Below are 26,594 nucleotides of genomic sequence, written 5' to 3'. Positions count from 1 at the left end.
AGCCGGTGTCGGTGTCGGTACTCGTCCGGTCATGCGGCAAGGGCGAGGTCGCATTTGTGGGCGACCGCCCGGACCGCATGGTGGCCGGTGCCGCGTAGCCGGCAGTCGCGGAGGATCTTGCAGTACTTCATCCGGGCGAAGGCACGCTCGTCGCGGGCCCGGACTCGCCGGTGCTCGGCGTTTCCCCCCTATTCGCCCGGCAGGACTCCCGTCCCGGGACGTTTGCGGCGCGGGACGGGTAGGCCGGTGCCGTCTTCCCGCCCCGGCCCCACCGGAACGACCAGACCCAACTCCGAAGCCCCCGTTCCACTTGTCACACGATGAGACATATGGAACCACCGAGCGTAACGGAATGGCTAGAACCGTTGACAAATCTTTAACGCGTCAGAAACCTGTCTCCAAGTATCTGCAAAAACACGACGCGTTCACTTAAAAAATCACCACCACCCCTCCTGGGTGCGGGACTTCGCCCCACCCGGCTCCACCTGCTCCACGCGTCACCACGGTCTCCGCCTCCGGAGGCCGCCGCCCGTCCGGGTCCGTCCGGCCGGGCGGACCGTCCCGCCTCTACTCCCCACCCCTCACCGAACAGAGGACAGCATGAGACGGAAGTCATCCGTCCGACGACTGGTCGCCGGGCTGCTCGCGGCCTGTCTGATCCCCGTCGGACTCCTCACCTCCACTGCGCACGCCGCCGCGCCGCAGGCGGTCGCCGCCGGACCCAACCTCGCCCTGGGCCGTCCGGCCACCGCCAGCGGTGCCAACGGCGAGTACGGCGCAGGCAACGTCACCGACGGGAACCAGGCCAGCTATTGGGAGGGGCCCGCCAACTCGTTCCCGCAGTGGATCCGTGTCGACCTCGGCGTCAGGACCTCCGTCGACGAGGTGACCCTCAAGCTCCCCACGACGTGGGAGGCGCGCGACGAGACACTCACCGTGCAGGGCAGCACCGACGGCGACACCTGGAGCACCCTTTCCAGTTCCGCCGAGCGCACCTTCACCCCCGTCGCCGCCGGCGCCGTGACCATCGGCTTCGGCGCCACCGACGTCCGGTACGTCCGGGTGCAGGTCACCGCCAACACCGGCTGGCAGGCCGCGCAGCTCTCGGAACTGGAGGTCCGCGGTGCGGGCGGCGGAAGTGATCCCGGTGACCCCGGCACTCCGCCCACCGGCACCAACCTCGCCAAGGGCAAGCCCGTCGAGGCCGACAGCTACGTCCACACCTTCGTCCCGGCCAACGCCAACGACGGGGACGTGAACACGTACTGGGAGTCCGCCGGACTGCCGGGCCAGCTCACCGTGAAGCTCGGCGCCGACGCGGAGCTCTCCGCCGTCGTCGTGAAGCTCAACCCCGACACCTCGTGGGGCCCACGGACGCAGGCGATCGAGGTGAGCGGCCGCGGCCAGAGCGCCTCCGCCTTCACCACGCTCAAGGCGCGCGCGAACTACGACTTCAGCCCGGCCGGGAACAAGAACACCGTGACCATCCCGGTCTCCGGCCGCGCCGCCGACCTCCGGCTCTCGCTCAGCGCCAACTCCGGTGCGCCCGGCGCCCAGATCGCCGAGGTCGAGGTCGTCGGCACCGCAGCGCCCAACCCCGATCTCACGCTGACCGACCTGAGCTGGACGCCCGCCTCCCCGTCCGAGAAGGACGCGGTGAGCGTCAAGGCCACCGTCCGCAACGCCGGTACGGCCGCCTCCCCCGCCACCACCGTCGCCGTCAGTCTGGACGGCACCGTCGCGGGCACCGCCGCCGTCGGCGCGCTCGCCGCCGGCGCCACGGCGACCGTCACGGTGGACACCGGCACGCACCCGCAGGGCTCCTACGCGGTCTCCGCCGCCGTCGACCCGAACAACACCGTTGTCGAGCAGGACGACAGCAACAACAGCCGGGCGGGCGCCACGCCGCTCGTCGTCACACAGAGCCCCGGACCCGACCTCCAGGTCACCGGCATCGCCACCAACCCGGAGAGCCCGGCGAGCGGAGCGAGCGTCAGCTTCACCGTCACCGTCAAGAACCGCGGCACGAGCGCCGTCACGGCCGGCACCGTCACCCGGCTGACGGCCGGGACGACCACGCTGAGCGGCACCACCCCCGCCGTCGCGGCGGGCGCCTCCGTGCAGGTGCCGATCTCCGGCACCTGGACCGCGACCGACGGCGGCGCGACGCTCAGCGCGAGCGCCGACGCGACGAACACCGTCGCCGAGACCGACGAGAACAACAACACCTTCGCCCGCTCGATCGTCGTCGGCCGGGGCGCCGCCGTGCCGTACACCGAGTACGAGGCCGAGAACGGCACGTACACCGGCAAGCTGCTCACCAGCGACGCCAAGCGCACCTTCGGCCACACCAACTTCGCCACCGAGTCCAGCGGGCGCAAGTCGGTGCGGCTCGACAACACCGGTGAGTACGTCGAGTTCACCTCCACGAACCCGACCAACTCGATCGTGGTGCGCAACTCCATCCCGGACGCCGCCGGGGGCGGCGGACAGGCCGCGACGCTCAGCCTCTACGCGGACGGGAAGTTCGTCCGCAAGCTCGACCTCTCCTCGAAGCACTCGTGGCTCTACGGCTCGACCGACGACCCCGAGGGTCTGACCAACACCCCCGGCGGGGACGCGCGGCGCCTCTTCGACGAGTCGAACGCGCTGCTCGCCCAGACCTACCCGGTGGGCACCAAGTTCCGGTTGCAGCGCGACGCCGGGGACTCCGCGGCCTTCTACATCGTGGACCTCGTGGACCTGGAACAGGTCGCCCCGGCGAAGACGAAGCCGTCCGAGTGCACCTCGATCACCGAGTACGGCGCCGTCCCCAACGACGGCATCGACGACACCGACGCCCTTCAGCGAGCCGTGATTGCGGACCAGGCCGGGCAGATCTCCTGCGTCTGGATCCCTGCCGGGCAGTGGCGCCAGGAACAGAAGATACTCACGCCCGACCCGCAGCACCGCGGCCAGTACAACCAGGTCGGCATCAAGAACGTGAGGATCGTGGGCGCCGGCATGTGGTACTCGCAGCTCCACACCCTCACCCAGCCGCAGGACGCCGGTGGCATCAACCACCCGCACGAGGGCAACTTCGGCTTCGACATCGACGACAACACGCAAATCTCCGACATCGCCATCTTCGGCTCCGGACGAATCCGCGGCGGCGACGGCAACGCGGAGGGCGGCGTCGGCATCAACGGACGCCTGGGGAAGAACACCAAGATCTCCAACGTGTGGATCGAGCACGCCAACGTCGGTGTCTGGGTCGGCCGCGACTACTCCAACATCCCCGAGCTGTGGGGGCCGGGCGACGGCCTGGAGTTCAGCGGGATGCGGATTCGCGACACGTACGCGGACGGCATCAACTTCACCAACGGCACCCGCAATTCGACCGTGTACAACTCGTCCTTCCGCAACACCGGCGATGACTCGCTCGCCGTCTGGTCGAGCAAGTACGTCAAGGACACCTCGGTCGACGTCGGCTCCAACAACCACTTCCGCAACAACACCATTCAACTGCCCTGGCGGGCCAACGGAATCGCGATCTACGGCGGCTTCGGGAACACCATCGAGAACAACGTCGTCTCCGACACGATGAACTACCCGGGCATCATGCTCGCCACCGACCACGACCCCATCCCCTTCAGCGGCCAGACGCTCATCGCGGGCAACACGCTGAACCGCACCGGCGGGGCGTTCTGGAACGAGGACCAGGAGTTCGGCGCCATCACGCTCTTCGCGCAGGCGACCAGCATCCCGGGCGTCACCATCCGGAACACCGACATCCTCGACTCGACCTATGACGGCATCCAGTTCAAGACGGGGGGCGGTCAGTACACCGGAACGAAGATCTCCGACGTGCGCATCGACAAGTCGAACAACGGCTCGGGCATCCTCGCGATGAGCGGTGCCCGCGGCGACGCCACGCTCTCCAACGTGACGATCTCGAACTCGCGCGACGGCGACCTGCTCGTCGAGCCGGGCTCGCAGTTCACCTTCACGGGCAGTCCCACGAAGGGAACCGCCAAGAACTGACCCGCCATCCTCGCGAACCCCGCCCGCGTCTCCTCACAGGGACGCGGGCGGGGCCTTGCGCCGTGGGCATGCGGGCCATGCCGCCCGTCAGGCCTTGGGCCAGTGGCGGTCTCAGCCGCTCCGCCCTGACCGACGCTGGTGTTATGTCCTGCGCATCCGGCGCGAACACGCCTGGCCGATCGCGCAGGGCGCGTCGCTGTCGTTCACGCCGCGCGGCCCGGTGTTCCGGCCGGCCTTGGGCCTGGTTGTCCCAGTACCCGCCCGAGGAAGCCGCGGATGTATCCCGCGACGACGTGCAGGTGGCTTTCCAGCAGGAAGTGGCCTCCGTTGATCAGGTGTACTTCCGCGTCCCTCGCGTCGCGGGCGAAGGCAAGTGCACCGGCTGGGCCGAAGATCTCGTCGTTGCGCCCCCACACGGCGAGTACCGGGATCTCTCCGCGGCGGAGGAGATCGTGCAGCAACGGGTAGAGAGGGCGGTTGTTCCGGTAGTCGCGGAACAGTGCCAGCTGGATCTCGTCGTTGCCTGGGCGGGAGACGAGGGCGACGTCGTGCTCCCAGGTGTCCGGGCTGATCAGGCTGGGGTCGGGCACGCCGTGCACGTACTGCCAGCGGATGGCGTCGAGGCCCAGCGCGCCACGGACGGCGGGTTCGGTGTCGGGGCCGGGGTTTGCGCCGTAGGCCCAGACGTCGGTCCAGAACGACTCGATGAAGCCGTCCTCGTAGCCATTGCCGTTCTGGGTGACGAGGGCGGAGATCCGTTCGGGGTGCTGGAGTGCCAGGCGCCACCCGATGGGAGCGCCGTAGTCCTGGACGTAGAGGGCGTAGCGGTCCAGGCCGAGTCGGTCGAGGAGTTGGGAGGTGAGTCCGGCGAGGGCGTCGAACGTGTAGCTGAACTCCGTTGCGAGAGGGGCGTCGGAGTGGCCGAAGCCGAGGTGGTCCGGCGCGATGACGTGGTAGCGGTCGGCCAGGAGCGGGATCAGGTCGCGGAACATGAACGAGCTGGTCGGGTAGCCGTGCAGCAGGACGATCGCGGGGGCGTCGGCGGGGCCCGCTTCGCGGTAGAAGATCTCGTGACCGTCGATGATGGCGGTCCGATGGTGCACCGAGCTCATACCTAACCCCTTAACGTCGTCTATCCGGTTAGTTCGTCGCTGTGCAAGCATGAGGCGAGCGAGCTAACCTGTCAAACGAATCAATACGGTTAGAGGGAGCGGTGCCCGATGGACACCCTGCTGGACCTGCTCAACAGCAGGCCCGTGGTCAACGGCGAGGAACAGGACGCGCTCCGCGACCCGGCCGCAGGCCGGCGCTGGGCGCGGGAACACGGCGGCGAAGGCAGCCCCGAGGAACTGGCGCTGCTCCGCGAGGCGCGGGACGTTCTGCGGGACGTGGTGCGCGGAGAGCGCCCGCCCGCCGCGTTGAGCCCGCTGCTCGAAGGCGTCCACCGGACTCCGGAGATCACCTCCGCCGGTCTCCGGTGGGCGGTGAGGACTCCCCCGCACGCCCGGCTGGCCGTCGAGGCCGTTCTCGCCTGGGCGGACACCGAGGAGAAACTGCCCGGCCGGCTGCGCCCCTGCGCAAACGAGGCGTGCAGGCTGTTCCTGATCGACCGCAGCCGCGCCAACCGTGCCCGCTGGTGCTCGATGGCCGTCTGCGGCAACCGCGAAAAGGCCCGCCGCCACTACGAACGCAGCCGCTGACCCGTCTCCGTACACCGCCGGGCGGATCGTTCGCCCGGGAGCATGGACGGCCACGCGGCCACCGGGATCAGTGCCTGTCCGGCGCCCGTCCGGCGCGAGTAGGTCGCCTCGTAGGCCGGCTTCGACCTCCGCGGGTTTCCCACCGGTGTGCACTGCGGACCGCCGCGCCGCGCGCTCACCGCGGTGATCAGCCTGTCGGACTCCGGCGGCGTGCGTCGAGAACCGGCTTCCGCTCTTCCTGAGTAGCCGTACTCATGCGCGACGCACTGGCGTGCGGGCACACTGGGCCGGGGCCCGCAACGGACCCGGTGGGGCGCGAGGTGGTGCGCGTGAGGTATGGCGAGCCTTCGAAGGGCTTTCAGGTCGCGGCGGGATGCGTATGGTTCGTCGTCGACCTGGCACTGGTCAGCTGTCTGCTGTTCCGCTACGGAATGACAGGGTGGGCGGACGGCTACGACGCCGTCAACCCACCTGCCGCCCCCGCGGAGGCCCGACGCGCAGCGTGGATCGTCCTGGGCACCGGAGTCGTGAGCGGCGGGTTGCTTCTTCTCCGCCACTACTGGGTGACCGGCGTCCTGCAACTCCTCCTTCTGGGCGCCGGCGCAGGAATGTTCGCCTACATGGCCACACGTGGATAGGCGCGCAGCAAACACGCCCGCATTCGCCGAACGCCCGGCCCCGGGAGGCTTCGTTCCCGTTGCCACGACCAGCTGGGGACGGCCCCGACCCCGGCGGCGGCTCAGCGGGCCTTGCGGCGTTGCCGGTGGTGGAGTCCGTACGTCTCTGCGCCCCGGCATGCCGCCCGCCCAACGCCTCACGATGACCAGCCGCACGACGTCGAACTCCCACGCCCCGGAGGCCTGAAGCATCCGTGCGCACTGGTCCACCACGCGCGAACCGGTCCAGGTTCCTCTGGCCGACCGTGACGCAAGTGCCGGGAATTCCGGAAGGGTGCCCTCGGGAACCGGCAGCCCTCCTCCCGTACTCATAGGATCGACGTGACTTCGGGGATACGGGGTGGTTGTTCGTGGTTCGCGGGGGGCCGATCGGCGGATGGCGCGGGTACGGAGTCCTGGCGGCGGTACCGCTGCTGCTGATGACCGCGTGCGGCGGGGGCAGTGGAGGAGACGGGGACGCGGCGAAGAAGCGGCCGGGCGCCTCCCCGGCCGCCACCGGAAACGAGAGCCCCGAGGCCACACGCGCGCCCGTCATCGACGCCGACCCGGCACGGCTGCCCACCACCCGGAAAGCCGCCCTCCACCTCATCGGACAGGTCATCGCGGACCCCGAGAGCTTCGGGCCCGGGGTCGTCGCGCGTACCCCGTACGAAAGCGGCCAGGGCACCTGGCCGGTGCTCGGCGCCGACTGCGTATGGCAGCAGCGCGAACCGGACCACGGGATCCTCGCCACCCTTACACGCTCTTTCGAGGTCCCCGCGGGCAAGGGCAAGGGGCCGCTGCGGCTCGCCGCGATCGTCACGGTGCACCGCACGGACGACGGCGCACGGTGGGAGATGGCCGAATCGCTGGAGGAATCGATGCGCTGCCCCACGCAGCAGTTGCGCCAGGGTGAGTTCATCGGCGGGCTCGGCGCCGGCGCCCTGGCCCGGGGCGAGGCCAATCAGGTCAACTCCGAGGACACGCTGGTGGAATCCGGTGAATATCGCAGCTCCGAACTCGGCGGCCCCTACCCGTATTTCTGGGAACAGGACCAGATCCTCCGGTTCACCTTCGCCGTGACCGCCAAGGGCGCCAAGGGGTGGACGGACGCCGAGATCGGCGACCTCGGCGTCCAGGCCCAGAGCGCCATGCTGATGCGGCTGCACGCGGCCGTCGGGAAGAAGGGCTGAGAACACGTGGAAGAGTTGCGGGCCTCGGACCCGTCATGGATCGGCGGACACCGCCTGCTGGGCCGCCTCGGCTCCGGTGGCATGGGCACCGTCTACCTCGGCAGAACCGCCTACGGGGCGCTGGCCGCGGTCAAGGTGATCCTGCCCGAACACGCCGGCGACGCCGACTTCCGGGTCCGCTTCCGTCGCGAGGCAGAGGCCGCGCGCCGAGTGGACAGCCCCTGGGCGGTACGGGTCACCGGCTCCGGCACCGAGGACGAACGTCCCTGGCTCGCGACCGAGTTCGTACCCGGCCCCGCACTCTCCGAGGCGGTCACCCGGTGCGGCCCCCTGCCCGCGCGGAGCGTCCGGGTCCTCGGCCGGCTGCTGGCCCGCGCGCTGGCGTCGGTGCACGCGGCGGGGCTCGTCCACCGCGACGTCAAACCCGGCAACGTCCTGCTGGGCGCCGGGGGGCCGCGGCTGATCAACTTCGGCATCGCACGGGTCACCGACGCCACCGCGCTCACCGCGACGGACCTGGTGGTGGGAACCCCCGGCTTCCTCGCGCCCGAGCAGGCCGCCGAGGGCGCCGCCGTCGGACCTGCCGGTGACGTCTTCTCGCTGGGCTGCCTCCTCGCGTACGCCGCGACCGGGCGGCTGCCCTTCGGGAGCGGCGCCGTGGACGCCCTGCTCTACCGCACCGTCCACGAGGAACCGGATCTCGGCGGCATCGACGACCCCGGACTGCGCACTCTGCTCGGCGCCATGCTCGACAAGGACCCGGCCGCCCGCCCCACCGCCGCCGCACTCGACGGACGGATCGCCGAGGACGCCCCGAACGCTTCGGTCGACTGGCTTCCCGGGGACGTCGTACGGCTGATCGCCGACCGGGCCGCAACGATCCTGGCCCTTCCCGGCATCGACGCCACACTCGCCGACGAATCCGGGACAGCCGGCCCGGCCCGGCGCAGGCTGCTCCTCCTCGCGGGCGCCGGAGCGGTGGCCGTCGCGGGCGGCGCCTTCGCGGTGCGGGAGTGGCTGCGCGACGACGACACCGCGGGATCCGGCGCTGCCGGGGCGGACGCACGGACCTGGACCATCGGCGTGCAGGCCGATCTGTCCGGGCCCCGGGCGGCGGACGGACGGGCCCAGGAACACGGGGTGCGGCTCGCGGTCGACCGGTTCAACTCCCTTACGGACAAGCCGTTCGGCCTGCGCGTGAAGGTGCTCGACGACCGGGGCGGTACCGCTGCGGCCGTGCGCGCCGCCGAGCAGTTCGCCCGGGACCGCGACGTGCTCGCCGTGGTCGGCCCGACCGACGACCCGGCCACCACCGCGGTGCTCGGAGTTTACGACGAGGCGATGCTGCCGCTCGTCACCGTTTCGTCCCAGCAGATCAGCTTCGCCGTACGGTCCATGAGGTCCTTCTTCCAGGCGGTGCCGTCCGACGTCGCGCTTGCGTACCCGATCCGCAACCGGCTGGTGCTCCGGCCCGACGTGCAACGGCTCGGAGTGCTCGTCGACCGGGCCGGCGGCCAGTCCGCGTACCTGACGGGCTACTTCCTGAACCGGATCGTCGTCGATTCCACGGACGGGACCACCTACCCCCGCGTCGTGCCCGCAGGCACCCGCGACCTCGCCCCGGTCGTCGCCGACCTGCTCGCACACCACAGCGACGCCTTCTTCCACGCCGGGGACCAGGCCGGGGCCGCCCGCGCCGCCCGGACCCTCGCCGCCACCTCCTACAAGGGGCCCCGCATGGCCATGCACTCGGCCATGGGCGCCCGCTTCCTGCGGGACGCCGGTGACGCCGCCGAGAGCTGGGAGTTCGTCTCGCCCTGCGTCGGCGCGACGGCCTCCGCCGTGAAGCAGTTCGCCGCGGCGCACCGCAAGAAGTACGGCGGCGCCCCCGACCCCTGGGCCGCCGAGGCGTACGACGCGGCCGGACTGGTTCTCGCCGCCCTCACCGCCCTCGCCCGGAAGAACCGGCCCCCCGCACGGGCGGACCTGGTCGCGAAGATCGCCGCCTCCTCGTACCACGGCATCTCGCGCGACTACGCCTTCGGTGAGGGCAACCGGCTCAAGGGCCAGGCAGCCCACCTCCACGGTGTCCGCGGCGGCGCGTTCCGCTACCTCGGCCCGCTGGCCACGAGCAAGAACTGACCAGGCATGCGGCCACTCACCCCGGACGACCCCCGCACCGTCGGCACCCACCACGTCCTGGCGCGGCTCGGCGCGGGCGGCATGGGCGTCGTGTACCTGGCCCGCACGTCCGGCGGGCAGCTCGTGGCGGTGAAGGTCATCCGGGCCGAACACGCCGCCGACCCCGGCTTCCGGGCCAGGTTCCGGCGCGAGGCCGAGGCCGCCCGCCGGGTCACCGGTCCCTGGGTGGTCCCGGTGACGGACGCCGACACCGAAGCCCGTGAACCGTGGCTCACCACCGTGTTCGAACCGGGCCCTTCGCTGGCCGAGGTCGTCCTCGCCGAAGGCCCCCTGCCGCCCGCGACCGTCCGCGCGCTCGGGGCCCGCCTCGGCGACGCGCTCGACGCGGTGCACGGAGCCGGGCTGGTCCACCGCGACGTGAAACCGTCGAACGTGCTCCTTGCACTCGACGGGCCCCGGCTCATCGACTTCGGGATCGCCCGCCACCAGGGCGCCACCGCTCTCACCGCGACCGACGCCGTCATCGGCACCCCCGGCTTCCTCGCTCCCGAGCAGGCATGTGGAGAGCGAGCCGGACCCGCCTGCGACGTCTTCGCGCTGGGATGCGTCCTCGCGTACACGGCGACCGGCCGCCGTCCGTTCGGAGACGGCGGAGCCGCGGCCGTACTGTTCCGTACGGTGCACGAGCCACCCGCCCTGCAGGGCCTTCCGCCCGCCCTGCTGTCGCTCGTCGAGGCCTGCCTGGAGAAGGGCCCGGCGGACCGGCCCACGGCCCGGGACGTGGCGCGGGTCCTCGCCGCACCGCCCGGCGAGGACCCGGGCGCCTGGGCGCCGCCCGGACTGGCCACGCTGATCGCCGCCCGCTCCGCCGCCGCCCTCGACGTCACCGTCCCGGAACCGCCCACCGTCGTCGGGAAATCCGTCCCGCCCCGCCCCACCCGGCGGACCGTGCTGATCGCCGGGGCGGCGGGGATCCTACTGGCAGGGGGCGCGGTGGCGGCCCGGACGGCGGCGCGACGCCACGGCGCCACGGCGTCCCCCGCCCCCCACACCCCGCCCACCCACACCATCGGCCTGCACGCGGACCTCACCGGACCGGGCCGGGCAACCGGCCTCGCGCACCAGCGGGGCATGCGGATCGCCGTCGACGACCACAACGCCCGCGCCGACGCCCCCTTCCGGCTGGCCTTGCGCACCGAGGACGACGCCGGGAACCCCGCCCGTGCGCTCCGGGCCGCCGGCCGGCTGGCCGCCGACCCGAAGGTGCTGGCAGTCGTCGGCCCCACCGAGGACGTCCTCGCCGCGTCCGCCGTCGAACGCTACGAGAAGGCCGACCTCGCCCAGGTCGTCGTCTCCGCCGGGGCCACCACCGCCGAGATGTCGGCCACGCATACGCTCTGCGTGGCCCGCCCCCTCGACAGCGCGCTGCCCATCGGCATCTCGCGCTACGTGTTCCAGGTCCGTCCGGCCGACCGGGTGGCGATCGTGGAGGACCGCGCCGACATCGAGGGGGCCTGGGCCAGCACGAAGACCTTCCGGGACCCCCCGCCCGAAGGTGTCGAGGTGACCGTGCACCCGGTCGCTGCGGACACCGAGGACTTCGGTCCGGTGGCCCGTGCGGTGGTCGCCGGGGGTGCGGACGCCGTCGTTCTCGCCTCGACGTCCCCTGCCCGGGGCGCCCGCTGCGCCGCCGCCCTGGCTGCCGCCGGGTTCACCGGAACCCGCGTGTCGACGGGGGCGGTACTGGCTCCCGCCTTCCTCAGCGGTGCCGGGAAGGCATCCGAGGGCTGGGTCTTCGCCCAGGCGTACAGTGACCCGGCGGCGGTCCCGGCCGCGAAGGCGTTCACCGCCGCGTATCGGAAGCGCTACGGCACCGAGCCCGCCCGCTGGGCCGCCGAGGCGTACGACGCGGTCGGGCTGATCGCCCGCGCGGCCCGCACCACCAGCGCCACCGGGGCGGAGCGCGAAGGCATGGCACAGCGCCTCTTCCTGACCACCCACCCGGGCATCACCCGGACGCTGTCCTTCGACGCCGTGCGACGGGTGCGGTACGCGGACGGGATCTTTCTCTACCGGGTCGAGGACGGCCGGGCCCGCTTCCTGGGGCCGTACACGAAGGTCTGAAGGCGAGCTCCGGGCGTGGGGACCCGAAGCGGGCCTCCGGGCGCGCTTTCAGGCCGGTGATACGCGCAATGCTCTGCGCCTCGTGTCGTTCTCCCGCCGCCCCGGTCGCCGCCGCCTCGGGTCGCCCTCAGACATGCAGAGTGGGCCGGTAGATGAGCTCCTGGGTGTGGCCGTCGAGCGTCCGGCTCTCGATCAGCTCAAGGTCGAAGTCGGCCGCGCCCTGGAAGACCGGGTCTGCTCCGGTCCGGCCGTTGATCACGGGGATGAGCGTCACCTGGGACACGGTCGACCAGACCGGCGGCCAGCAGCGCCCGGTTCAGAGTCGGGCTGCCGTGCGAGCGCAGCGGCACCTCTGATTCCTCCTTGAGCCGGGTGACGATGTCGACGGGGTCGCCGCTCGCGACGGAGAACGACGGCGAAGCTCATCGCCGCCGCACTTCAGGACCGTGTCCTGTGGGGGCAGCGTCTCATCGGACGAGTCCTGCGTCGCGCCGCCTTGCGCCCGTGCCCCCACTCACAACCGGCGGGTGAACTCCTGGCGGTTGGCGAAACACTCGTAGCCCGCCCGTTCGAAAGCCATGATCATGGCGGTGTTCGCCGCGTCGCAGTCCCCGCGGATCTCCTCGGCGCCCCCTTCGACCAGCAGACGCGTCCCGCGCGCCACCACCGCCGTCGCGTAGCCGTTGCCGCGGCAGGTGGGTGATACCGCCACCAGACCGATCACAGCGGCCGACGGATTGCGGGCGGGGAGGCTGAGGGCCGCCGGTGTGCCGTCGGCGGCGTAGCCGATTTCCCACCACGAGGGCTCGTACGAGAACTCCTCCATGTCCGCGAAGAGACTCTCCGCGGCACGCCGGGCGCCATGCCTCGCGACCCTGGCGGCGAGTTGGGCGTCGGCGCTGGTCGGCAGCGACTCGGCAAGGAGAGCGATGAACGGTTCACGACCCAGACGCGGCAGGGAATGCCAGGTCAATCGGCTGTCATGCGAGGTGTGCTCCGTATGGGGACGACGGCGGAATCGACGACCGTCGCGAGCCCGCTCGAAACCCGCCAAGCGGAGGAGCTCGGCCCGTCGTTCCGGCTGCGCCTGGTACTGCGGCGCCTGCGTCGGCGAGTCGGTGACGTGCTCCAGTTCAGTGGCACCGAGCGAACCGGCCAGGGCGACCGCCTCGGCCAGCAGGGCCCGGCCGGTGACCAGGCCGGGTTCGCCCCACGGCGCTTCCAGGAGGACCAGAGCCATCGGGACCTCCCTGCCGGGGAGGGTCCACAGCGCGGTGGCCGCAGTGAGCCGACCGGACTCGTCTTCCGCGACCAGGCACCACTCCGGCCGGGTGCACCGCTTGGCGAGCAGGTCGCTGAGGTAGGCGGCCCGACCATCGTTCTGCTCCGGCTGGGCGGAGTACTGGACGAGGGCAGGCAGTTCGTCGGGGCGTGCTATGCGGATAGGCATGTTCGGGGATCGTCCTGTCTGTGGGTGAGGGGGTCGGCTCTGCGCGGATCCATTCGGTGGCCACCGGCACGCCTGACTGTTCCGGCCCTTGTCTGACACGCCACCATGCCTCTGGGCCCGGGGATGGCATCCCGCCCCCTCCGGGGCGGTGATGCATGATCGGGACGTGAGAAGTGTTCCATAAACAGAACGTTCTGTAAACGGAACGACTGGGGTGACGCGCACGCGCTACCGCCCACTCGCCGCACGAACCTGACGCGTGGTCAATGTGCATGGATGCAGGCGGGAACGCGGCCATCGCCGTGAGCGACCCAGAACTTCGGCCCGTCAAAGCCGATCGGGGTCTATCGCCCAGGGCAGGCATCGCACCCAGGCTCTGCTCTGCCTCGCCAGGCGCCGGGCCGACGTCCTCTTCGCGATGCTCCGCGACGGAACCTTCCACCAGCCACCGACCCCCGCCACCGCCTAACTGCCAGCCCACCGGCCGGCACGGGCAATAACGCTACACGGGTTGCGTAATCGAGTGACCCGGCCTAGGCTCACTTCCGCTACTTGAGTAGCGTAAATACGGTTCCCCTTCCGGGGCGTCGCCCCTACCGGGGTCGTCTCGGACGCGGCGAACTGCGCACAGTCCTTGAAGTCTCCGCCCCGCTCGGCCAGTTGGCCGGCCCGCTGCACACCGGATCCTGGTGAGCGGCGTGCCGGTCGACCGCCCCTCCCTGGACCTGATCATCGGCGGTTCTCTTCGAGGTGCCGACCGTCCCGAGCCCACCCGACCTGAGCATCACTCCGGAGGAAGCCATGTCCACGCCCCTCACTGCCCCACAGGAACCCGCCGCCCACTCCTCGACACCGCCCGGGCGACTACATCTCGCCCGGATACTGCTGGTCATCGCCACAGTCAGCGCGATTGGCGCCGCGGTGGCCCAGATCCAGGTCGTGTTCGATGCGGGCGGTGCGACGAAGGTGGTGGAAACCTGGCGGCTCTACGGGTTCGCGGTCTTCGCGGGCCTGTTCGCACTCCTTGCTGTCAAACCCCTGGGCAACGTCGCGGTGTGGCTGCTGGTCATCATCAACAAGCTGGCGTTGACCGTGACCGGCCTCGCCTACCAGGCTCACGGCGGGATCGCGGACACCGACGCGATCATCACCTGGGACGGCGGCCTGACCGTCCTGCTGCTGACCGCGTTCGCGGTCAGCAGGCCCAGGGCCAGGCCCATGAGTGCTGGGCCAGTCGCGCTGCGCATTCGAATGGGCCGGCAGGGTGGCTCCCGTCGAGGCTGAGCGGGTGTGATCACGCACGGGTGAGGGCTGGGCCGAAAGGGTTTGGCGCGGGGGGCGCCCGTCAACGATGATCACCTCATGACGACCAGAAAGGGCCATGCCTTCTAGGCGCCCCGTCTCCCTCTCCACCGCACGCGCACCGCCGACTGCCGCTCATCCCAGCGTCCGAACGCGCCGCGTCCGCCCACCCAGGAGAGCCCGCCCATGCAGAAGACCGCCCTCGTTCCCTACGCCCATCTCCCCCGAACGCACCACGACCGCCACGTCCTGACCAGTACCGTCGACGCCTTCGGCGTCGCCCACTGGCTGCTTGCCGACCGCGCTCCGCAGCCCGGCGGCAATGTCCCGCCCTTCGACGCGCTGGTCGTCTCCGTCCATCCGGGCGGCTACGTCGAATGCACCGAGCTGAGCGCCCTCCGGGCCGGATGGCCGCGCCTGGACCGCCTGCCCGACGGCGGGTTCGTCGTCGCGGCCTCCCGCGCCCGCCGCTACCAGGACGCGGACCAGGTGCAGGTCTTCGACGCGCTCGGCCGCGAGACCTTGTCCTTCTCCGTCGGGGACGCCATCGAGCACCTGCTCGTGGACGAGGCCAGTCACATCTGGGTCGGGCACTTCGACGAGAACCCGTCCGGAATCCGCCGCTGGAGCCCCACAGGCCATATCCACTGGACGTCAGACGGCGCAAGCATCCCCGGCCTCTTCGACTGCTACGCCCTGAACGTGGTGGGCACCACCGCTTGGGCGTGCACGTACACGGACTTCCCGCTCGTCGAGATACGCCCCGGCCGGCCCGTGAAGGTGTGGACGAATCGCGTACGGGGCGCCAAGGCGGTGGCCGTCCACGGCGAGCGGGTCGCCTTCTACGGCGGGTACGGCGAGGAGTCGGACCGGCTGGCCCATGGAGAGCTCACCGAAACGTCCGTCGAGCCGACGGACGTCGGCCTGCTCACCCTGCCCGACGGCCTTCTCCCCGGCCGCCGCCGGGTCGTCGGCCGGGGAGGCAGGATCTATGTCCAGGCTCAGCCGTTCACCGGGTGGGGCCTCTTCGACCTCGGCAGCTGAACGCCCGAGGGCCGATAGGCCATTTCCACCCCGGCCTTGAGGTACACGCGGCGCAGACACTCGGTGCGCCGGCGAGAGGGGCGCTCCCCGGCATACGCAAGTCCGTCACCCGCAGCATCACCGGGCATTCAGTGGCTGAGCAGCCAGCCGATGCGGTCGTAGGCGAGGATCTGATAGGCGATCACGACCGCGAGGAGCCAGCGGGCCGCGCGGCGCAGGCCCGCACCATGAAGCGCGACCACCGCGCCGAAGAACACCGCGAGTTCGAGCAGAAGGCGCACCGGCCCCGGCGTGGGGACGTCGCCGTTCTCACCTCGGGAGGGGTCGTTCGGCACGGTGAACGTGCCCCATGCCCAGCCCACGAGGACGGGCAGTGCGATGACCAGAAGCCAGCGCCAGGGGGTGGGGGTCCTGCGCCAGGCCCAGATGCCCACGCACACCACCGAGGTCACTTCGAGCAGGAAGCGGACGGCGAACAGAGCGCCGTTGTCGGCGAGTGCCAGCGAGTGGTTCACCGGGCCGCCCCCACTCTCCGGGCTTGCGCCGGCCTCTTGATCCTCCGCTCGGCATCCCGGCACGAAGGTTGCGCGGGCGCCCCAAATAAGTTGGCGTGCACCGAAGACTCAGCGGCAGGACAAGACATGATCAGTTGCTTTCTGGGCGGCGGGTGGAGCCGGAGCCGGCGAGCACTTGACCGACGAGCCGCTCGACATAGTCGGCGCCGATCGGGACACCGGTGATCAGGAGCCGGTAGTAGAGGGCTCCGGCCAGCTGGTCGAAGAGCACTTCGGACGACGTGTCCGGGGGCAGAGCGCCGCGCTCACGGGCGCGGTCGAGCAGTGCCAGTGGCTGGGCGTTGCGCCGGGCGAACAGATTCCGCACCGCGTCGCCCACATCAGGATGCCGGGCAGCGGCCGCGACCAGTTCGGCGACGACTCCGGCCGACCGGTCCCCCTTGTCAGTGGCATCCCTGCCGACCCGGCTCATCCGATTGAGTCCGGTCGCGATGGCGGTGAGATAGACGCTCAGGTCGCGCCCGATGTCTCCGGTGTCGGCGACCGCCACCTCGTCCTGGATCTTGGCGACGAGAGCGACGAGCAGGTGGTCCTTGGTGGGCCACCGCCGGTAGATCGTGGTCTTGGCCACTGTGGCGCGGGTCGCCACCTCGTCGATGGCGAACCGGTCGTAGCCGCGTTCGACCAGCAGTTCGTGGGCCGCCTCAAGAATCCGCTCGTCGGCGTCTTCGTTGCGGGGACGTCCTCTGCGCCCTGGGGCCGCCATGGGCATCGCTCCTTCTCGTCCTCGTCCTGATGCCGATCCGGCGGCCACTCGCCGTTTCGATACGATGGTGTCGTTATTGAGCCTATAGAGCACGCCACGTTTACGCAACGACCGTATCGAAATTCGCTGCATGCCACCGCCAGGCCCCCGTGACGTCGCCGAGCTCACTCATCTCTCAGCCGTCCGCACGACAGGGAGCGCCCCGGCGCACCGGCACAGAACGCCCGCTCCTGCTCAAGCCCCGCACTGTGCGAAGGCGTTGGTCGACCACCTCAAGAGCCCAGCGTTGGCTAGGCACTCCCCCACACGACCGAGGAGGCCAGTCGCCGCGCCTCACCGGATCGCGGGCTGCGCCTCCGAGTTGAGGTGGGCGCCGATCCGCTGAAATGCCGGGACGAACGGGACGACCGGCACGGCGGAGGAGATCACCTGGGAACCGAAGTGGACAACGACGAGGTCGAGTCCCGGCGAGACGAACAGCCGCTGGCCGTGGATTCCACTGGCCATGTACGAGCCGTAGGGGTCGTTCGGGATCCACCACAGGTCGTGGTACGACAGCGTGGCCGGCGTGGTCAGCGGCGCACCGGGGAAGCGCACACGGCGCGGGTAGCCGTCGGGGACGCCGCTGACGATGGCGGTGGCCACGGCCTCGGGCACCACCTGCCGGTCACCGACCGCTCCGCCGCAGCGCAGCATCTCGCCGAGCCGGGCGACGTCGCGTGCTGTGGCGCTGAAGCCCCCGCTCGCCGCCTCGACACCGTCGCCGTCGAGGATGTAGTAGGCGTCCTCCTCCGCTCCGATCCGGGACCAGAGGAGTTCGCCGACAAGGGCCGAGACGCTCGTACCGGTGACCCGGCGGAGAACTTCGGCGAGGGCCTCGACGTTGCCGTTCTCGTAGCAGAAGTCGGTTCCGGGCGCACCCGCGGCGCGAGCGGTAAGGAGGTGCTCGCGAATGGTGGCCGGTCCGTGGTAGCCGAAGGGGCGCAGCCGGGGAGAGATCACAGCGAAGTACCGCTGCGCCTCGATGGCCTTGTCGAAGCGCCGGCCCCCGTAGGAGACCTGGGTGCCCATGTGCAGCAGGTCCTCGATCCGGGCCTCGCCGAAGGCCGTTCCCGCGAGTTCGGGGACGTAGGCGGACGTCCGGACCGTGCGGTCCAGGTGCCCTTGATGAGCCAGGACCGCCGCGACGAGACCGAGGTAGGACTTCGCCGCCGAGGCGTTGAAGTGCGGGGTGTGCCCTTCGGTGCCGTGCAGATACCTCTCGTAGACGACGGAGCCGCGATGCAGGACGAGAAAGGCGTCGGTCTGCGCGGCGGCGAACAGGTCCGGCAGCGTGAGTGCGCCACCGCCGTTCAGTTCGAGGGGCAGCGTGTCGAGCGCGTGGGCGTCGAGGCCGGGAGCGGTGGACCTTCCGGGCAGGTCCCAGGGCCGGCCGGAGCCGCGCCAGACCCTGCGGCTCGGCGAGAGCTCGCGGCCCGAGGCCGTGAAACGGCGGATCCAGGCGGGGTCCGTGTAGCCGCGCGCCCACGAGAGGTCACTCAGCGGGGCCGTCTCGGTCATGTGTCGCTCCGTCCGTCTGCAGCAAGAGCCTGCGAGATCCCAAACATGCTTCCCGTTACCGTACACATGGTTCAGTTTTGGGAACAGAGGTCATTTACGGCCGCGCGAACTCGTTGACGCGCGGCGGGCCGGGGGCTACGTTTCCAAATGAAGCGATCAATATCAGACAGGTAGTCCGGAACATTGGGCGCGGCTGTCGCGCATCCCGCCGCGGGCGACGTGCTTTCCGGGCGAACCCCGTTCTCCGCCTCCTCCGCACCCCTTCATCCCGAGCCGCTGGAGTGTGCCTCATGGTCGAACCGCCCTCGTCCGCCCCGCCTCTCGACACGGCCGGCGGCCCCGTCGACATCGACGCCAAGGGGGCACCGCCGCCCCCCGCGTTCGACCGGCGGCACGCATGGCTGATCGCCGCGATGATCGTGTCGTTCATGCTCATCAACTACGCGGACAAGTCCGTGCTGGGGCTCGCAGCCGTACCGATCATGGATGAGCTCGGGATCAGCAACAGCACGTACGGGATGATCTCCAGCTCGTTCTCGCTGCTGTTCAGCCTCTCGGGGCTGATCGTCGGTTTCACCTCGGCCCGCCTCTCCAGCCGGGTCCTGCTCTTCACCATGGCCGCCTTGTGGGCGGTGGCCCAACTGCCGGTGCTCGTCGTGGCGTCGGTGCCCGCGCTGGTGGCCGGGCGCGTACTGCTCGGGGCCGCCGAAGGACCGGCGGCGTCGATGTCGATGCACGCGCTGTACAAGTGGTTCCCGGCGGACCGCCGCGGACTGCCGTCGGCCCTGCAGATCAGCGGGGCCGCCCTGGGCACGCTGATCGCGGCCCCGGTGGTCACCTGGCTGATCACGAGCTTCGGCTGGCGCTCGGCGTTCGTGGTCCTCGCGGTGTCGAGTGCGCTGTGGAGCCTGGTCTGGTGGCGGGTGGGGCACGACGGGCCGCACGGCGGCGAGGCCGCACCCGGCGGCCATCGGGCCCCCGGCGCTCCGGATTCCGCGGCCCCGGCCGCACCCGGCGCGAGCGGACATCGGGCTGCCGGTACTCCGGCCCCTGAGACAACGCGCGCCTCGGAGCGGCTGCCGTACCGGCGGCTCCTGCTGAACGGCACGGTGCTCGGGTCGATCGCCGCCGCCTTCGGGGCCTCCTGGGCGCTGGCGTTGAGCCACGCCTGGCTCCCCGCCTACCTGCGCACGCAACTCGGCATGACACCGGGGGGAGCAGCGACGGTCATCAGCGCCATCTCCGCGTTCAGCCTCGTGCTGCTGCTCTCCGTACCCGTACTGGTGGACTCCCTCCGCCGCCGGGGCCGCTCGACCCGCTGGTCCACGGCGGTCCCGCAAGGGGTCTCCGTGGCGGTCGCGGCGCTGGCCATGACAGCCCTCCCGTTCGTCGACGGCCGAGGGGCCCACCTCGCCCTGCTCGCCCTGGCGTTCGGCGGTCACGCCATCGTCTTTCCGCTGCACTACATGACCGTCTCGGCCGTGGTCCCCGCGGTCCAGCGCGGCGCGGTGTTCGGTGTCGTCGCCGCGGCCGGGACCCTGCCGGGGCTGGTCTCCCCGTATCTGACCGGGTACATGCTGGACTCCGCCGCCTCACGCAGCGCCGGCTACACCCAGGCCTACCTGCTGTCCGCCGCCGTCATGCTCGTCTGCGCCGTGGCCGCCCTGATCACCATCCGGCCGGAACGGGACGCACTGCGGCTGAGGCTGGGCTGAGCGCCCCCGGACGGCCGCGAAGAGCCGCATCTCGCGGCCGTCCGGGGCTCAGGCCGGGCTCGCGAAGCCGCTGGCCCAGTACCGGCCGTGCAGCGCGAGGTTGAGCAGCATCCGGACGACTTCCTCGTCGGTCAGTGACGGGACGTCCTGTTCCACCCACCAGCGCAGCACCGCGATCTGCTCCCCGACCCAGACGCGGGCCAGCAGTTCGGGGTCGATGCGCGGCTGTACGGCGTTGCGTTCCGCTCGGCCGCGGAACTCCTCGGCCGTCGCCCGGGAAAGGGCGTCCATGAACATCTGCAGCGGCTTGCCGTCGCCTTCGCCGCGCAGCACGATCCGGTACTGATCGCGCTCCTCGCGGGCGTGTCGCAGCATCTCCAGGACCGGCCTGCCGGTGAAGCCGACCTCGCTGTCGGCGACGACGGGCTCAAGCCGTGCGGCGAGCCCGGCCAGGAGATCCGCCGTCACCCGGGCGAACAGATCCTCCTTGTCGCGGCAGTGTGCGTAGAAGGTCGCACGGGCCACGTCCGCCCGCTCGGTGATGTCCTCGACGGTCAACGCGGTGAAGCCGCGCTCCAGCACCAGCTCCACCAGGGCAGTCCCCAGGGCGCGGCGGGACCGCCTCGTCCGTCTGTCCTCGGCCACGAAGCCACCTTTCCTCGAACGTGACGCTGCGAGCGCGCCCAGTCTAGAAGACTCTTGACACTTCCTATTTTACTGAACACCCTGTCTGTAACTGAATTGATTGTGCATCTTCTGTCTCTTGGAGTACGGCTTCATGAACCTCGGCACCTATCTCTCACGCAGCGCTCGCTACTGGCCCGAGGCCCCCGCCCTCGTGTGCGGGGAGCGTTCCTGGTCCTTCGCCGAGCTGGAGTCCTCGGCGAACCGCCTCGCCTCCGCCCTCGCAGCGCGCGGTCTTCGCCCCGGTGACGTGGTGGCCGCCGTCGCATGGAACCGCGGGGAGCTGGTGGAGACCGAGTTCGCCCTCTACAAGGCGGGGTTGACCCGCGCACCGATCAACGCGCGCCTCGGGCGGGGCGAGATCGCGCACATCCTGCGCTACGCGTCCGTACGCGCCCTGGTCTACGACACGGCACACCGCGAAGACGCCCTCGCCGCGATCGCCGCGGCCGGCAGCGACTGCCTGCCCGTACCGCTCGACGAGGAACCGGAGGCGGACGCCCCGTCCGAAGTGCCAGCCGTCCCCTACTCCGCCCTGCTCGCCGAGGGCGATGCCGCCCCCTTCCTGGTGGACGTGGACGAGAACGAACCCTGTGTCCTGAACTTCACCTCAGGTTCCACCGGAGCGCTGAAGGCCGCGGTGCAGACCGTCGGCAACCGGCTCGCGAACATGCGCAAGCTGCTCATGTCCGACGAGTCACGGCCGCGGCCCGGCACGCGCTACCTCGCCTGCGGGCCCATCACCCACGCCACCGGAATGGGCCTGCTGGCCGGTGTCTTCGGCGGTTCCACGACGTACGTGCTCCCCGCCTGGAGCCCTGAGAGCTTCCTGGAGACGGTCGAGAAGGACCGCATCACCGCCACCTTCCTCGTCCCCGCCATGGTGAACATGGTGCTCGCCCACCCCTCTGCCGGGCACCGCGATCTGTCCTCCCTGACGAGCGTGCGGATCGGCGGCGCGCCCATCTCACCGCAGCGCCTGCGAGACGCGGTGAAGCTCTTCGGGCCCGTCGTCGCCCAGGGCTACGGACTCGGGGAAACCACCAGTGTCGTCGCCGGTCTGAGCGCCGGGGAGATCGCCCACGCCGTCGAGGAGGACGCCGAGTTGCTCCAGTCGTGCGGGCGGCCCTCCTACGACACCGAGGTGCGTGTCGTCGACGAGGGGGGCCGTGAGCTCGGCCCGCGTGAGGTCGGCGAAGTCATCGTGCGCGGCCCGGACTGTGTGCGCGAGTACTGGAAGGAACCCGAGCTCTCGGCGGAGACGTTCCGCGAGGGTTGGGTGCACACCGGTGACCTCGCCTGGATGCGGGAGGACGGCTACCTCTTCCTCGTCGACCGCAAGAAGGACATGATCATCTCGGGCGGCTTCAACATCTACTGCACCGAGGTCGAGGCCACCCTCTACGAGCACCCTGCCGTCCAGGAGGCCTGCGTCGTCGGCGTACCGGACGACACATGGGGCGAGGCGGTCAGGGCCGTCGTCGTCCAGGGCCCCGGTGACACCGGCGTGACCGCCGACGAGCTGATCGCCTTCTGCGCCGACCGCCTCGACCGCTTCAAGAAGCCCCGGGCCGTCGACTTCGTGGCCGAGCTGCCCCACAACCGCAACGGCAAGCTCGACCGCAAGGCCGTGCGCGAACCGTACTGGGCGAATGCCTCCCGCCGCGTCAACTGATTGCCGTCGCACGCCCGTTCTTCCAGGAGCCCTCGTGACCTTCTCCCTGCGTCCCACCTATGACGACCCGCGCACGGCCGAACTCGTCGACCGCCTGCGCGGCTACCTCGACGGCGAACTCGCCGACTACGAACGCGAGCGCGGCATCACCCCGACGGGGCGTCTGACCCGCGCCGATCTCGAACCGGTCTGGCGCCGCAGCCGTGACCTCGGTTTCTACGGCATCCACCTGCCCGAGGAGTACGGCGGCCAGAACCTCACGTACACCCAGCTCGCCGCCCTGAAGGAGGAGCTCGGTGCCAGTGGACGCGTCCTGTCGCACTGCGTGCTGGGCGACATGGGCGGCCCCCTGCGCGCGGGCGACATCCTCAAGTACGCCACCCGGCACCAGCTGGACACGTACCTGCTGCCGCTGATCCGCGGCGAGCGGGCGTGCTGCTTCTCCCTCACAGAGACCGACGCCGGGTCCGACGTCCGCTCCATGCGCACGGTTGCCACCCGGGACGGCGAGGGCTACCGCCTGTCCGGGCACAAAGTCTTCTCCTCCGCCGGCCCGTTCGCCGACTTCGCGATCGTCGTCGCCCGAATGGCGGGCACCGGTGAACTCCCGGACGACAAGCCCCGGTTCTCGGCCTTCCTCGTGGACCTCGACAGCCCCGGCTGCCGTGTCGAGGACGGCGCGACGCCGATGTCCGGCGAGCACATCGAGAGCGACATCGTCCTGGACGACTGCTGGGTACCGGCCGCCAACCTGCTCGGTGAGGAGGGCAAGGGGATGCGTATCGCACTCGGCAGGGTCACCACGAACCGGCTGCTGCACTGCCCCAGTGTCCTCGGCGCCACCCGCCGCGCTCTGGATCTGACGCTGAACCGAGCCCGGACCCGCATGGTCGCGGGAGGTCAGCCGCTCCTCACACTCCAGGCCATCCAGCACCGGGTCGCCGACATGGCGACCGGCCTGTACGCCGCACGTTCCATGACGTACGCGGCGCTCGCGGCCCTCGACGAGGGCCGCGAGGTCCACACCGAGGCGTTCATGTGCAAGCTCTTCGTCGCCGAATCCGCCTTCCGGATCCTTGACGAGGCGGTGCAGATCCACGGCAAGGAAGGGCTCACGCAAGGCAACGAGATCGAATTCCTCTTCCGCAAGATCCGGATGTTCCGCGTGCTGACCGGCACGTCGGAGATCCAGCGCAACGGCATCGCCAAGCTGCTGGCCCTGCACCACTGACACCTGTCGCAGCGGACGGCGTCCGCTCCCTCGTTCGCACTTCTGGTCGTGCCGTTCCGGGCGCCCGGGAAAGGTCTTTCACTCATGACACCGATGAACAGGCGCGGCTTCGCCGCCGCCACGGCGGGCGCCGCCGCAGCAGCCGTCTCGCTCAACCCAGCCACCGCACGGGCCGCTTCGGACCATCGCGCGCACGGAACCCCGACGCCGACGCGTACGGACGGCCTCCCCTACGACGACACCACCGACTTCGACGACGCCCACCGCGGGTTCGTCGCCGCGTTCACGGGCGGCCCGATCACCACCGCAGAGGGCAGGACCGCCTGGGACCCGGGGGCCTACGGTTTCCTCGACGGGGCCGGGGACCGGGTTCCCGACACCGTGGACCCCAGCCTGTGGCGGCAGGCCCGGCTCCTGTCGCACCAGGGCCTCTACCGGGTCACCGACCGCATCTACCAGGTCAGGGGCCTGGACCTGTCCAACATGACGATCGTCGAGGGCGACACCGGCGTCATCGTCATCGACCCGCTGATCTCCGCCGAGACGGCCTCCGCGGCCCTGCGCCTCTACCGCGACCACCGCGGCGAACGCCCCGTCCGCGCGCTGATCTACACCCATCCGCACGTCGACCACTTCGGCGGCTGCAGGGGCGTGCTCCCGGACGGCCCCGGGGACATCCCCGTCGTGGCGCCCAACGGGTTCATGGAGCACGCCGTCAGCGAGAACGTCTATGCCGGCCCCGCCATGTCCCGCCGCTCTTCGTACATGTACGGTGCCGGGCTGCCCTCCGGCGTGACGTCCCAGGTCGGCTGCGGTCTCGGTCTGAACGTCTCGCTGGGCACGGTCGGTCTCATCCCTCCCACCCACTCCATCGGTGCCACAGGCGAGGAGATGACGCTCGACGGGGTCCGGATCCGCTTCCAGATGACGCCCGGAACCGAGTGCCAGGAGGAGATGAACTTCCTCTTCCCCGACCTTCGCGCCGTCTGCATGGCGGAGAACGCCACCCACACCATGCACAACATCGTGACCCTGCGCGGCGCCCAGGTACGCGACGCGCACGCCTGGGCCGGCTACCTCACCGAATCGATCGGCCTCTACACCGGCGCCGCCGATGTCGCGTTCGCCTCCCACCACTGGCCCACCTGGGGCAACGACAACATCGTCGAGCTGCTCACGCACCAGCGGGACCTCTACGGCTATCTCCACGACCAGACGGTCAGGCAGATGAACCAAGGTCTGACCGGCACCGAGATCGCCGAGACCTTCCGGCTGCCGCCCCAACTCGAAGGCGTCTGGGCCAACCGCGGCTACTACGGTTCCCTCAGCCACAACGTCAAGGCCGTCTACCAGCGCTACATGGGCTGGTTCGACGGCAACCCCGCGCACCTGTGGGAGCACCCCCCGGTCGAGGAGGCCCGTCGCTGGGTGGAAACTCTGGGCGGCCAGGCCGCGGTCCGCGCGCGAGCCCGTCACTACGCGGAACGCGGTGACGTCCGCTTCGCCGTCACCCTGCTGAACCACGCCGTATTCGACGACCCGACGGACGAGCGGACCCGCCGCGAACTGGCGGCCCTCTACACCCGCCTGGGGCACACCGTCGAGAACGCGGTCTGGCGGAACTTCTATCTCACGGGCGCGCGGGAACTGACTCACGGAGTCATCGCGGGCACCAGTGCCACCATCGGCCCCGACATGCGACAGGCCCTGACGGTCGATCAGCTCATCGACGGGCTCGCCGTCCGTGTGAACGGGCCGAAGGCATGGTTCCTCGACCTCACGATCGACTGGCACATCGGCGATGACCGCCGGCGCCTCCGCCTCGCGAACGGACTCCTCACCCGCACCACCGGTACCCAGCCGTCCGTCGACGGGGGCCTCACCATGACGATGACCAAGGCCCAGCTCCTGCGCATGCTCGCGGGTAAGGGGGTGGAGGGCATCACCATGGAGGGCGACGCGAGCCTGCTCACCCAACTGCTGTCGGTACTGGACCAGCCGGACAAGACGTTCCCGATCGTCACCCCCTGAGGGGCGGCCCGGTCGGGACACCGCGCCAGGGGCGCGGTCGGCGGACCGGCCCGGACGCGTTCCGCCCTCGGCCGAAGGGGAGACGGTGTCCCGCGGCGCGCTTGGCGGCACGTCCGCGTCCGTGACGTGGACGCCTGGCCGGTGTCGGAGTACGACCTCAGCTCGCCGGCCGGGTGGATGGAGGCCCCCATGTGATGAAACGCGTCCGGCTCCGGACCGCGCCGAGGTCACAAGATCGCCCCGGCTGGAGGCCGTCCGACCCGATCCTGGCAGGATGCCTCGATGCAGATCCGAAGAGTGGACCCGAACCTGATCACTGTCCTGGTGACCTTCGTCGGCGGTCCTGCCAATGGCCTGACCGAACACCGGCCGCTGGCTGAAGCGACCGGCAAGGTCACCCTCGATGGAGTGACCTATCGGGGCAATCCGGGGCTGCCGCCGGAGGTGAAGGACACCCCCGAGGGCCTGGCCCAGGTGATGAGGCCCGAGTAAGACAAACAGAACGGGGCCTCCCAGCGGGGGCCGGCGGTCCCTGAGCGATGCCCTTTTCTCGCTCGATGCCCATGAGGCGGTTCTTGTGCCGGTTGCCGGGACCGTCGATCGAGATGACGTGGCAGTGGCGGAGGAGTCCGTCGAGGGTGGTGGCCAGGACCTCGTCGCAGAGCACCTGGTCCCACTCGCTGACGGTCGTGTTCCAGGTTCTGGTGCGGGAGCGGCAGTTGCCGTAGGGTGCCGGACAATTCATGGGAGCGCTCCCATCAACCCCTGCGACCGACCTCACCC

At 70.6% G+C, this 26,594-nt stretch carries 20 protein-coding genes and 3 pseudogenes; 14 read left to right on the top strand and 9 right to left on the bottom strand.

Annotated elements, in window-relative coordinates; genetic code table 11:
* Positions 1-29: 29 nt before the first annotated feature.
* Positions 30-254 (bottom strand): annotated as a pseudogene (locus tag ACZ6C6_RS08425) (IS5/IS1182 family transposase); the annotation flags it as partial.
* Positions 255-600: 346 nt separating this feature from the next.
* Between ACZ6C6_RS08425 and ACZ6C6_RS08420 the strand changes: the two are divergent.
* A complete protein-coding gene (locus ACZ6C6_RS08420) occupies positions 601-4,023 on the top strand; it encodes a CARDB domain-containing protein (RefSeq protein ID WP_469200401.1) in 3,423 nt (1,140 codons plus the stop codon).
* 203 nt (positions 4,024-4,226) lie between these two features.
* Here the strand turns inward: ACZ6C6_RS08420 and ACZ6C6_RS08415 are convergent, their stop codons facing one another.
* The gene (locus ACZ6C6_RS08415; protein ID WP_469200399.1) at positions 4,227-5,135 is read right to left on the bottom strand and encodes an alpha/beta fold hydrolase; all 909 of its coding nucleotides are present in this window, start codon (positions 5,133-5,135) and stop codon (positions 4,227-4,229) included.
* Positions 5,136-5,243: 108 nt separating this feature from the next.
* On the opposite strand from ACZ6C6_RS08415, the gene ACZ6C6_RS08410 reads away from it, so the two are divergent.
* The 6 genes and pseudogenes from ACZ6C6_RS08410 to ACZ6C6_RS08385 all read left to right on the top strand — a co-directional run bounded on the left by ACZ6C6_RS08410 (position 5,244) and on the right by ACZ6C6_RS08385 (position 11,838).
* Positions 5,244-5,723, top strand: a complete 480-nt coding sequence (locus ACZ6C6_RS08410) for a CGNR zinc finger domain-containing protein (RefSeq protein ID WP_469200397.1) — start codon at positions 5,244-5,246, stop codon at positions 5,721-5,723.
* Positions 5,724-5,765: 42 nt separating this feature from the next.
* A pseudogene (locus tag ACZ6C6_RS08405) lies at positions 5,766-5,924 on the top strand (AraC family transcriptional regulator); the annotation flags it as partial.
* Between the two features lie 53 nt (positions 5,925-5,977).
* Complete coding sequence (locus tag ACZ6C6_RS08400) at positions 5,978-6,361, top strand: hypothetical protein (protein ID WP_469200395.1); 384 nt, start codon at positions 5,978-5,980, stop codon at positions 6,359-6,361.
* A gap of 458 nt (positions 6,362-6,819) precedes the next feature.
* The gene (locus tag ACZ6C6_RS08395) at positions 6,820-7,572 is read left to right on the top strand and encodes a hypothetical protein (protein ID WP_469200866.1); all 753 of its coding nucleotides are present in this window, start codon (positions 6,820-6,822) and stop codon (positions 7,570-7,572) included.
* Between the two features lie 6 nt (positions 7,573-7,578).
* A complete protein-coding gene (locus ACZ6C6_RS08390) occupies positions 7,579-9,714 on the top strand; it encodes a bifunctional serine/threonine-protein kinase/ABC transporter substrate-binding protein (protein ID WP_469200393.1) in 2,136 nt (711 codons plus the stop codon).
* A 6-nt stretch (positions 9,715-9,720) separates the two neighbouring features.
* Complete coding sequence (locus ACZ6C6_RS08385; protein WP_469200391.1) at positions 9,721-11,838, top strand: bifunctional serine/threonine-protein kinase/ABC transporter substrate-binding protein; 2,118 nt, start codon at positions 9,721-9,723, stop codon at positions 11,836-11,838.
* 127 nt (positions 11,839-11,965) lie between these two features.
* Here ACZ6C6_RS08385 and ACZ6C6_RS08380 read toward each other — a convergent pair.
* Together ACZ6C6_RS08380 and ACZ6C6_RS08375 are read right to left on the bottom strand one after the other, a co-directional pair.
* Positions 11,966-12,254 (bottom strand): annotated as a pseudogene (locus tag ACZ6C6_RS08380) (dihydrofolate reductase family protein); the annotation flags it as partial.
* 98 nt (positions 12,255-12,352) lie between these two features.
* Positions 12,353-13,288 carry a GNAT family N-acetyltransferase gene (locus ACZ6C6_RS08375; RefSeq protein ID WP_469200389.1) on the bottom strand — a complete coding sequence of 312 codons (936 nt, stop codon included), beginning with the start codon at positions 13,286-13,288 and terminating at the stop codon, positions 12,353-12,355.
* Between the two features lie 801 nt (positions 13,289-14,089).
* Here ACZ6C6_RS08375 and ACZ6C6_RS08370 point away from each other — a divergent pair.
* Together ACZ6C6_RS08370 and ACZ6C6_RS08365 are read left to right on the top strand one after the other, a co-directional pair.
* Positions 14,090-14,572 (top strand): hypothetical protein, encoded by a 483-nt coding sequence (locus tag ACZ6C6_RS08370; RefSeq protein ID WP_469200388.1) that lies wholly within the window; start codon positions 14,090-14,092, stop codon positions 14,570-14,572.
* Positions 14,573-14,776: 204 nt separating this feature from the next.
* Positions 14,777-15,634, top strand: a complete 858-nt coding sequence (locus ACZ6C6_RS08365; protein WP_469200386.1) for a hypothetical protein — start codon at positions 14,777-14,779, stop codon at positions 15,632-15,634.
* A 128-nt stretch (positions 15,635-15,762) separates the two neighbouring features.
* On the opposite strand, the gene ACZ6C6_RS08360 is transcribed toward ACZ6C6_RS08365, so the two are convergent.
* From ACZ6C6_RS08360 to ACZ6C6_RS08350, 3 genes are all read right to left on the bottom strand, one after another.
* Positions 15,763-16,149 carry a YrdB family protein gene (locus ACZ6C6_RS08360; RefSeq protein WP_469200384.1) on the bottom strand — a complete coding sequence of 129 codons (387 nt, stop codon included), beginning with the start codon at positions 16,147-16,149 and terminating at the stop codon, positions 15,763-15,765.
* Between the two features lie 130 nt (positions 16,150-16,279).
* The gene (locus ACZ6C6_RS08355) at positions 16,280-16,915 is read right to left on the bottom strand and encodes a TetR/AcrR family transcriptional regulator (protein ID WP_469200382.1); all 636 of its coding nucleotides are present in this window, start codon (positions 16,913-16,915) and stop codon (positions 16,280-16,282) included.
* 333 nt (positions 16,916-17,248) lie between these two features.
* Positions 17,249-18,475: a serine hydrolase domain-containing protein gene (locus ACZ6C6_RS08350; protein WP_469200380.1), complete on the bottom strand. Its 1,227-nt coding sequence runs from the start codon at positions 18,473-18,475 to the stop codon at positions 17,249-17,251.
* A gap of 290 nt (positions 18,476-18,765) precedes the next feature.
* On the opposite strand from ACZ6C6_RS08350, the gene ACZ6C6_RS08345 reads away from it, so the two are divergent.
* Positions 18,766-20,190, top strand: coding sequence for an MFS transporter (locus ACZ6C6_RS08345; protein ID WP_469200378.1), 1,425 nt, complete (start codon positions 18,766-18,768; stop codon positions 20,188-20,190).
* A 48-nt stretch (positions 20,191-20,238) separates the two neighbouring features.
* Here ACZ6C6_RS08345 and ACZ6C6_RS08340 read toward each other — a convergent pair whose 3' ends face one another.
* On the bottom strand, positions 20,239-20,835 hold the full coding sequence (locus ACZ6C6_RS08340; protein ID WP_469200377.1) for a TetR/AcrR family transcriptional regulator: 597 nt from the start codon (positions 20,833-20,835) through the stop codon (positions 20,239-20,241).
* 118 nt (positions 20,836-20,953) lie between these two features.
* On the opposite strand from ACZ6C6_RS08340, the gene ACZ6C6_RS08335 reads away from it, so the two are divergent.
* From ACZ6C6_RS08335 to ACZ6C6_RS08320, 4 genes are all read left to right on the top strand, one after another.
* A complete protein-coding gene (locus ACZ6C6_RS08335; RefSeq protein ID WP_469200375.1) occupies positions 20,954-22,549 on the top strand; it encodes a class I adenylate-forming enzyme family protein in 1,596 nt (531 codons plus the stop codon).
* Between the two features lie 34 nt (positions 22,550-22,583).
* Positions 22,584-23,780, top strand: a complete 1,197-nt coding sequence (locus tag ACZ6C6_RS08330; protein ID WP_469200373.1) for an acyl-CoA dehydrogenase family protein — start codon at positions 22,584-22,586, stop codon at positions 23,778-23,780.
* Between the two features lie 84 nt (positions 23,781-23,864).
* The gene (locus ACZ6C6_RS08325; RefSeq protein WP_469200371.1) at positions 23,865-25,811 is read left to right on the top strand and encodes an alkyl/aryl-sulfatase; all 1,947 of its coding nucleotides are present in this window, start codon (positions 23,865-23,867) and stop codon (positions 25,809-25,811) included.
* Positions 25,812-26,093: 282 nt separating this feature from the next.
* Positions 26,094-26,303 carry a hypothetical protein gene (locus tag ACZ6C6_RS08320; protein WP_469200369.1) on the top strand — a complete coding sequence of 70 codons (210 nt, stop codon included), beginning with the start codon at positions 26,094-26,096 and terminating at the stop codon, positions 26,301-26,303.
* Here ACZ6C6_RS08320 and ACZ6C6_RS08315 read toward each other — a convergent pair.
* Entirely contained in the window at positions 26,206-26,478 is a 273-nt protein-coding gene (locus ACZ6C6_RS08315) for a hypothetical protein (protein WP_469200865.1), read from the bottom strand. The two genes, ACZ6C6_RS08320 and ACZ6C6_RS08315, sit on opposite strands and share 98 nt — an antisense overlap.
* Between the last annotated feature and the right edge of the window lie 116 nt (positions 26,479-26,594).

Source organism: Streptomyces sp. NPDC041814 (assembly GCF_055590565.1).
This window is presented reverse-complemented; position numbering and strand designations above follow the sequence as displayed.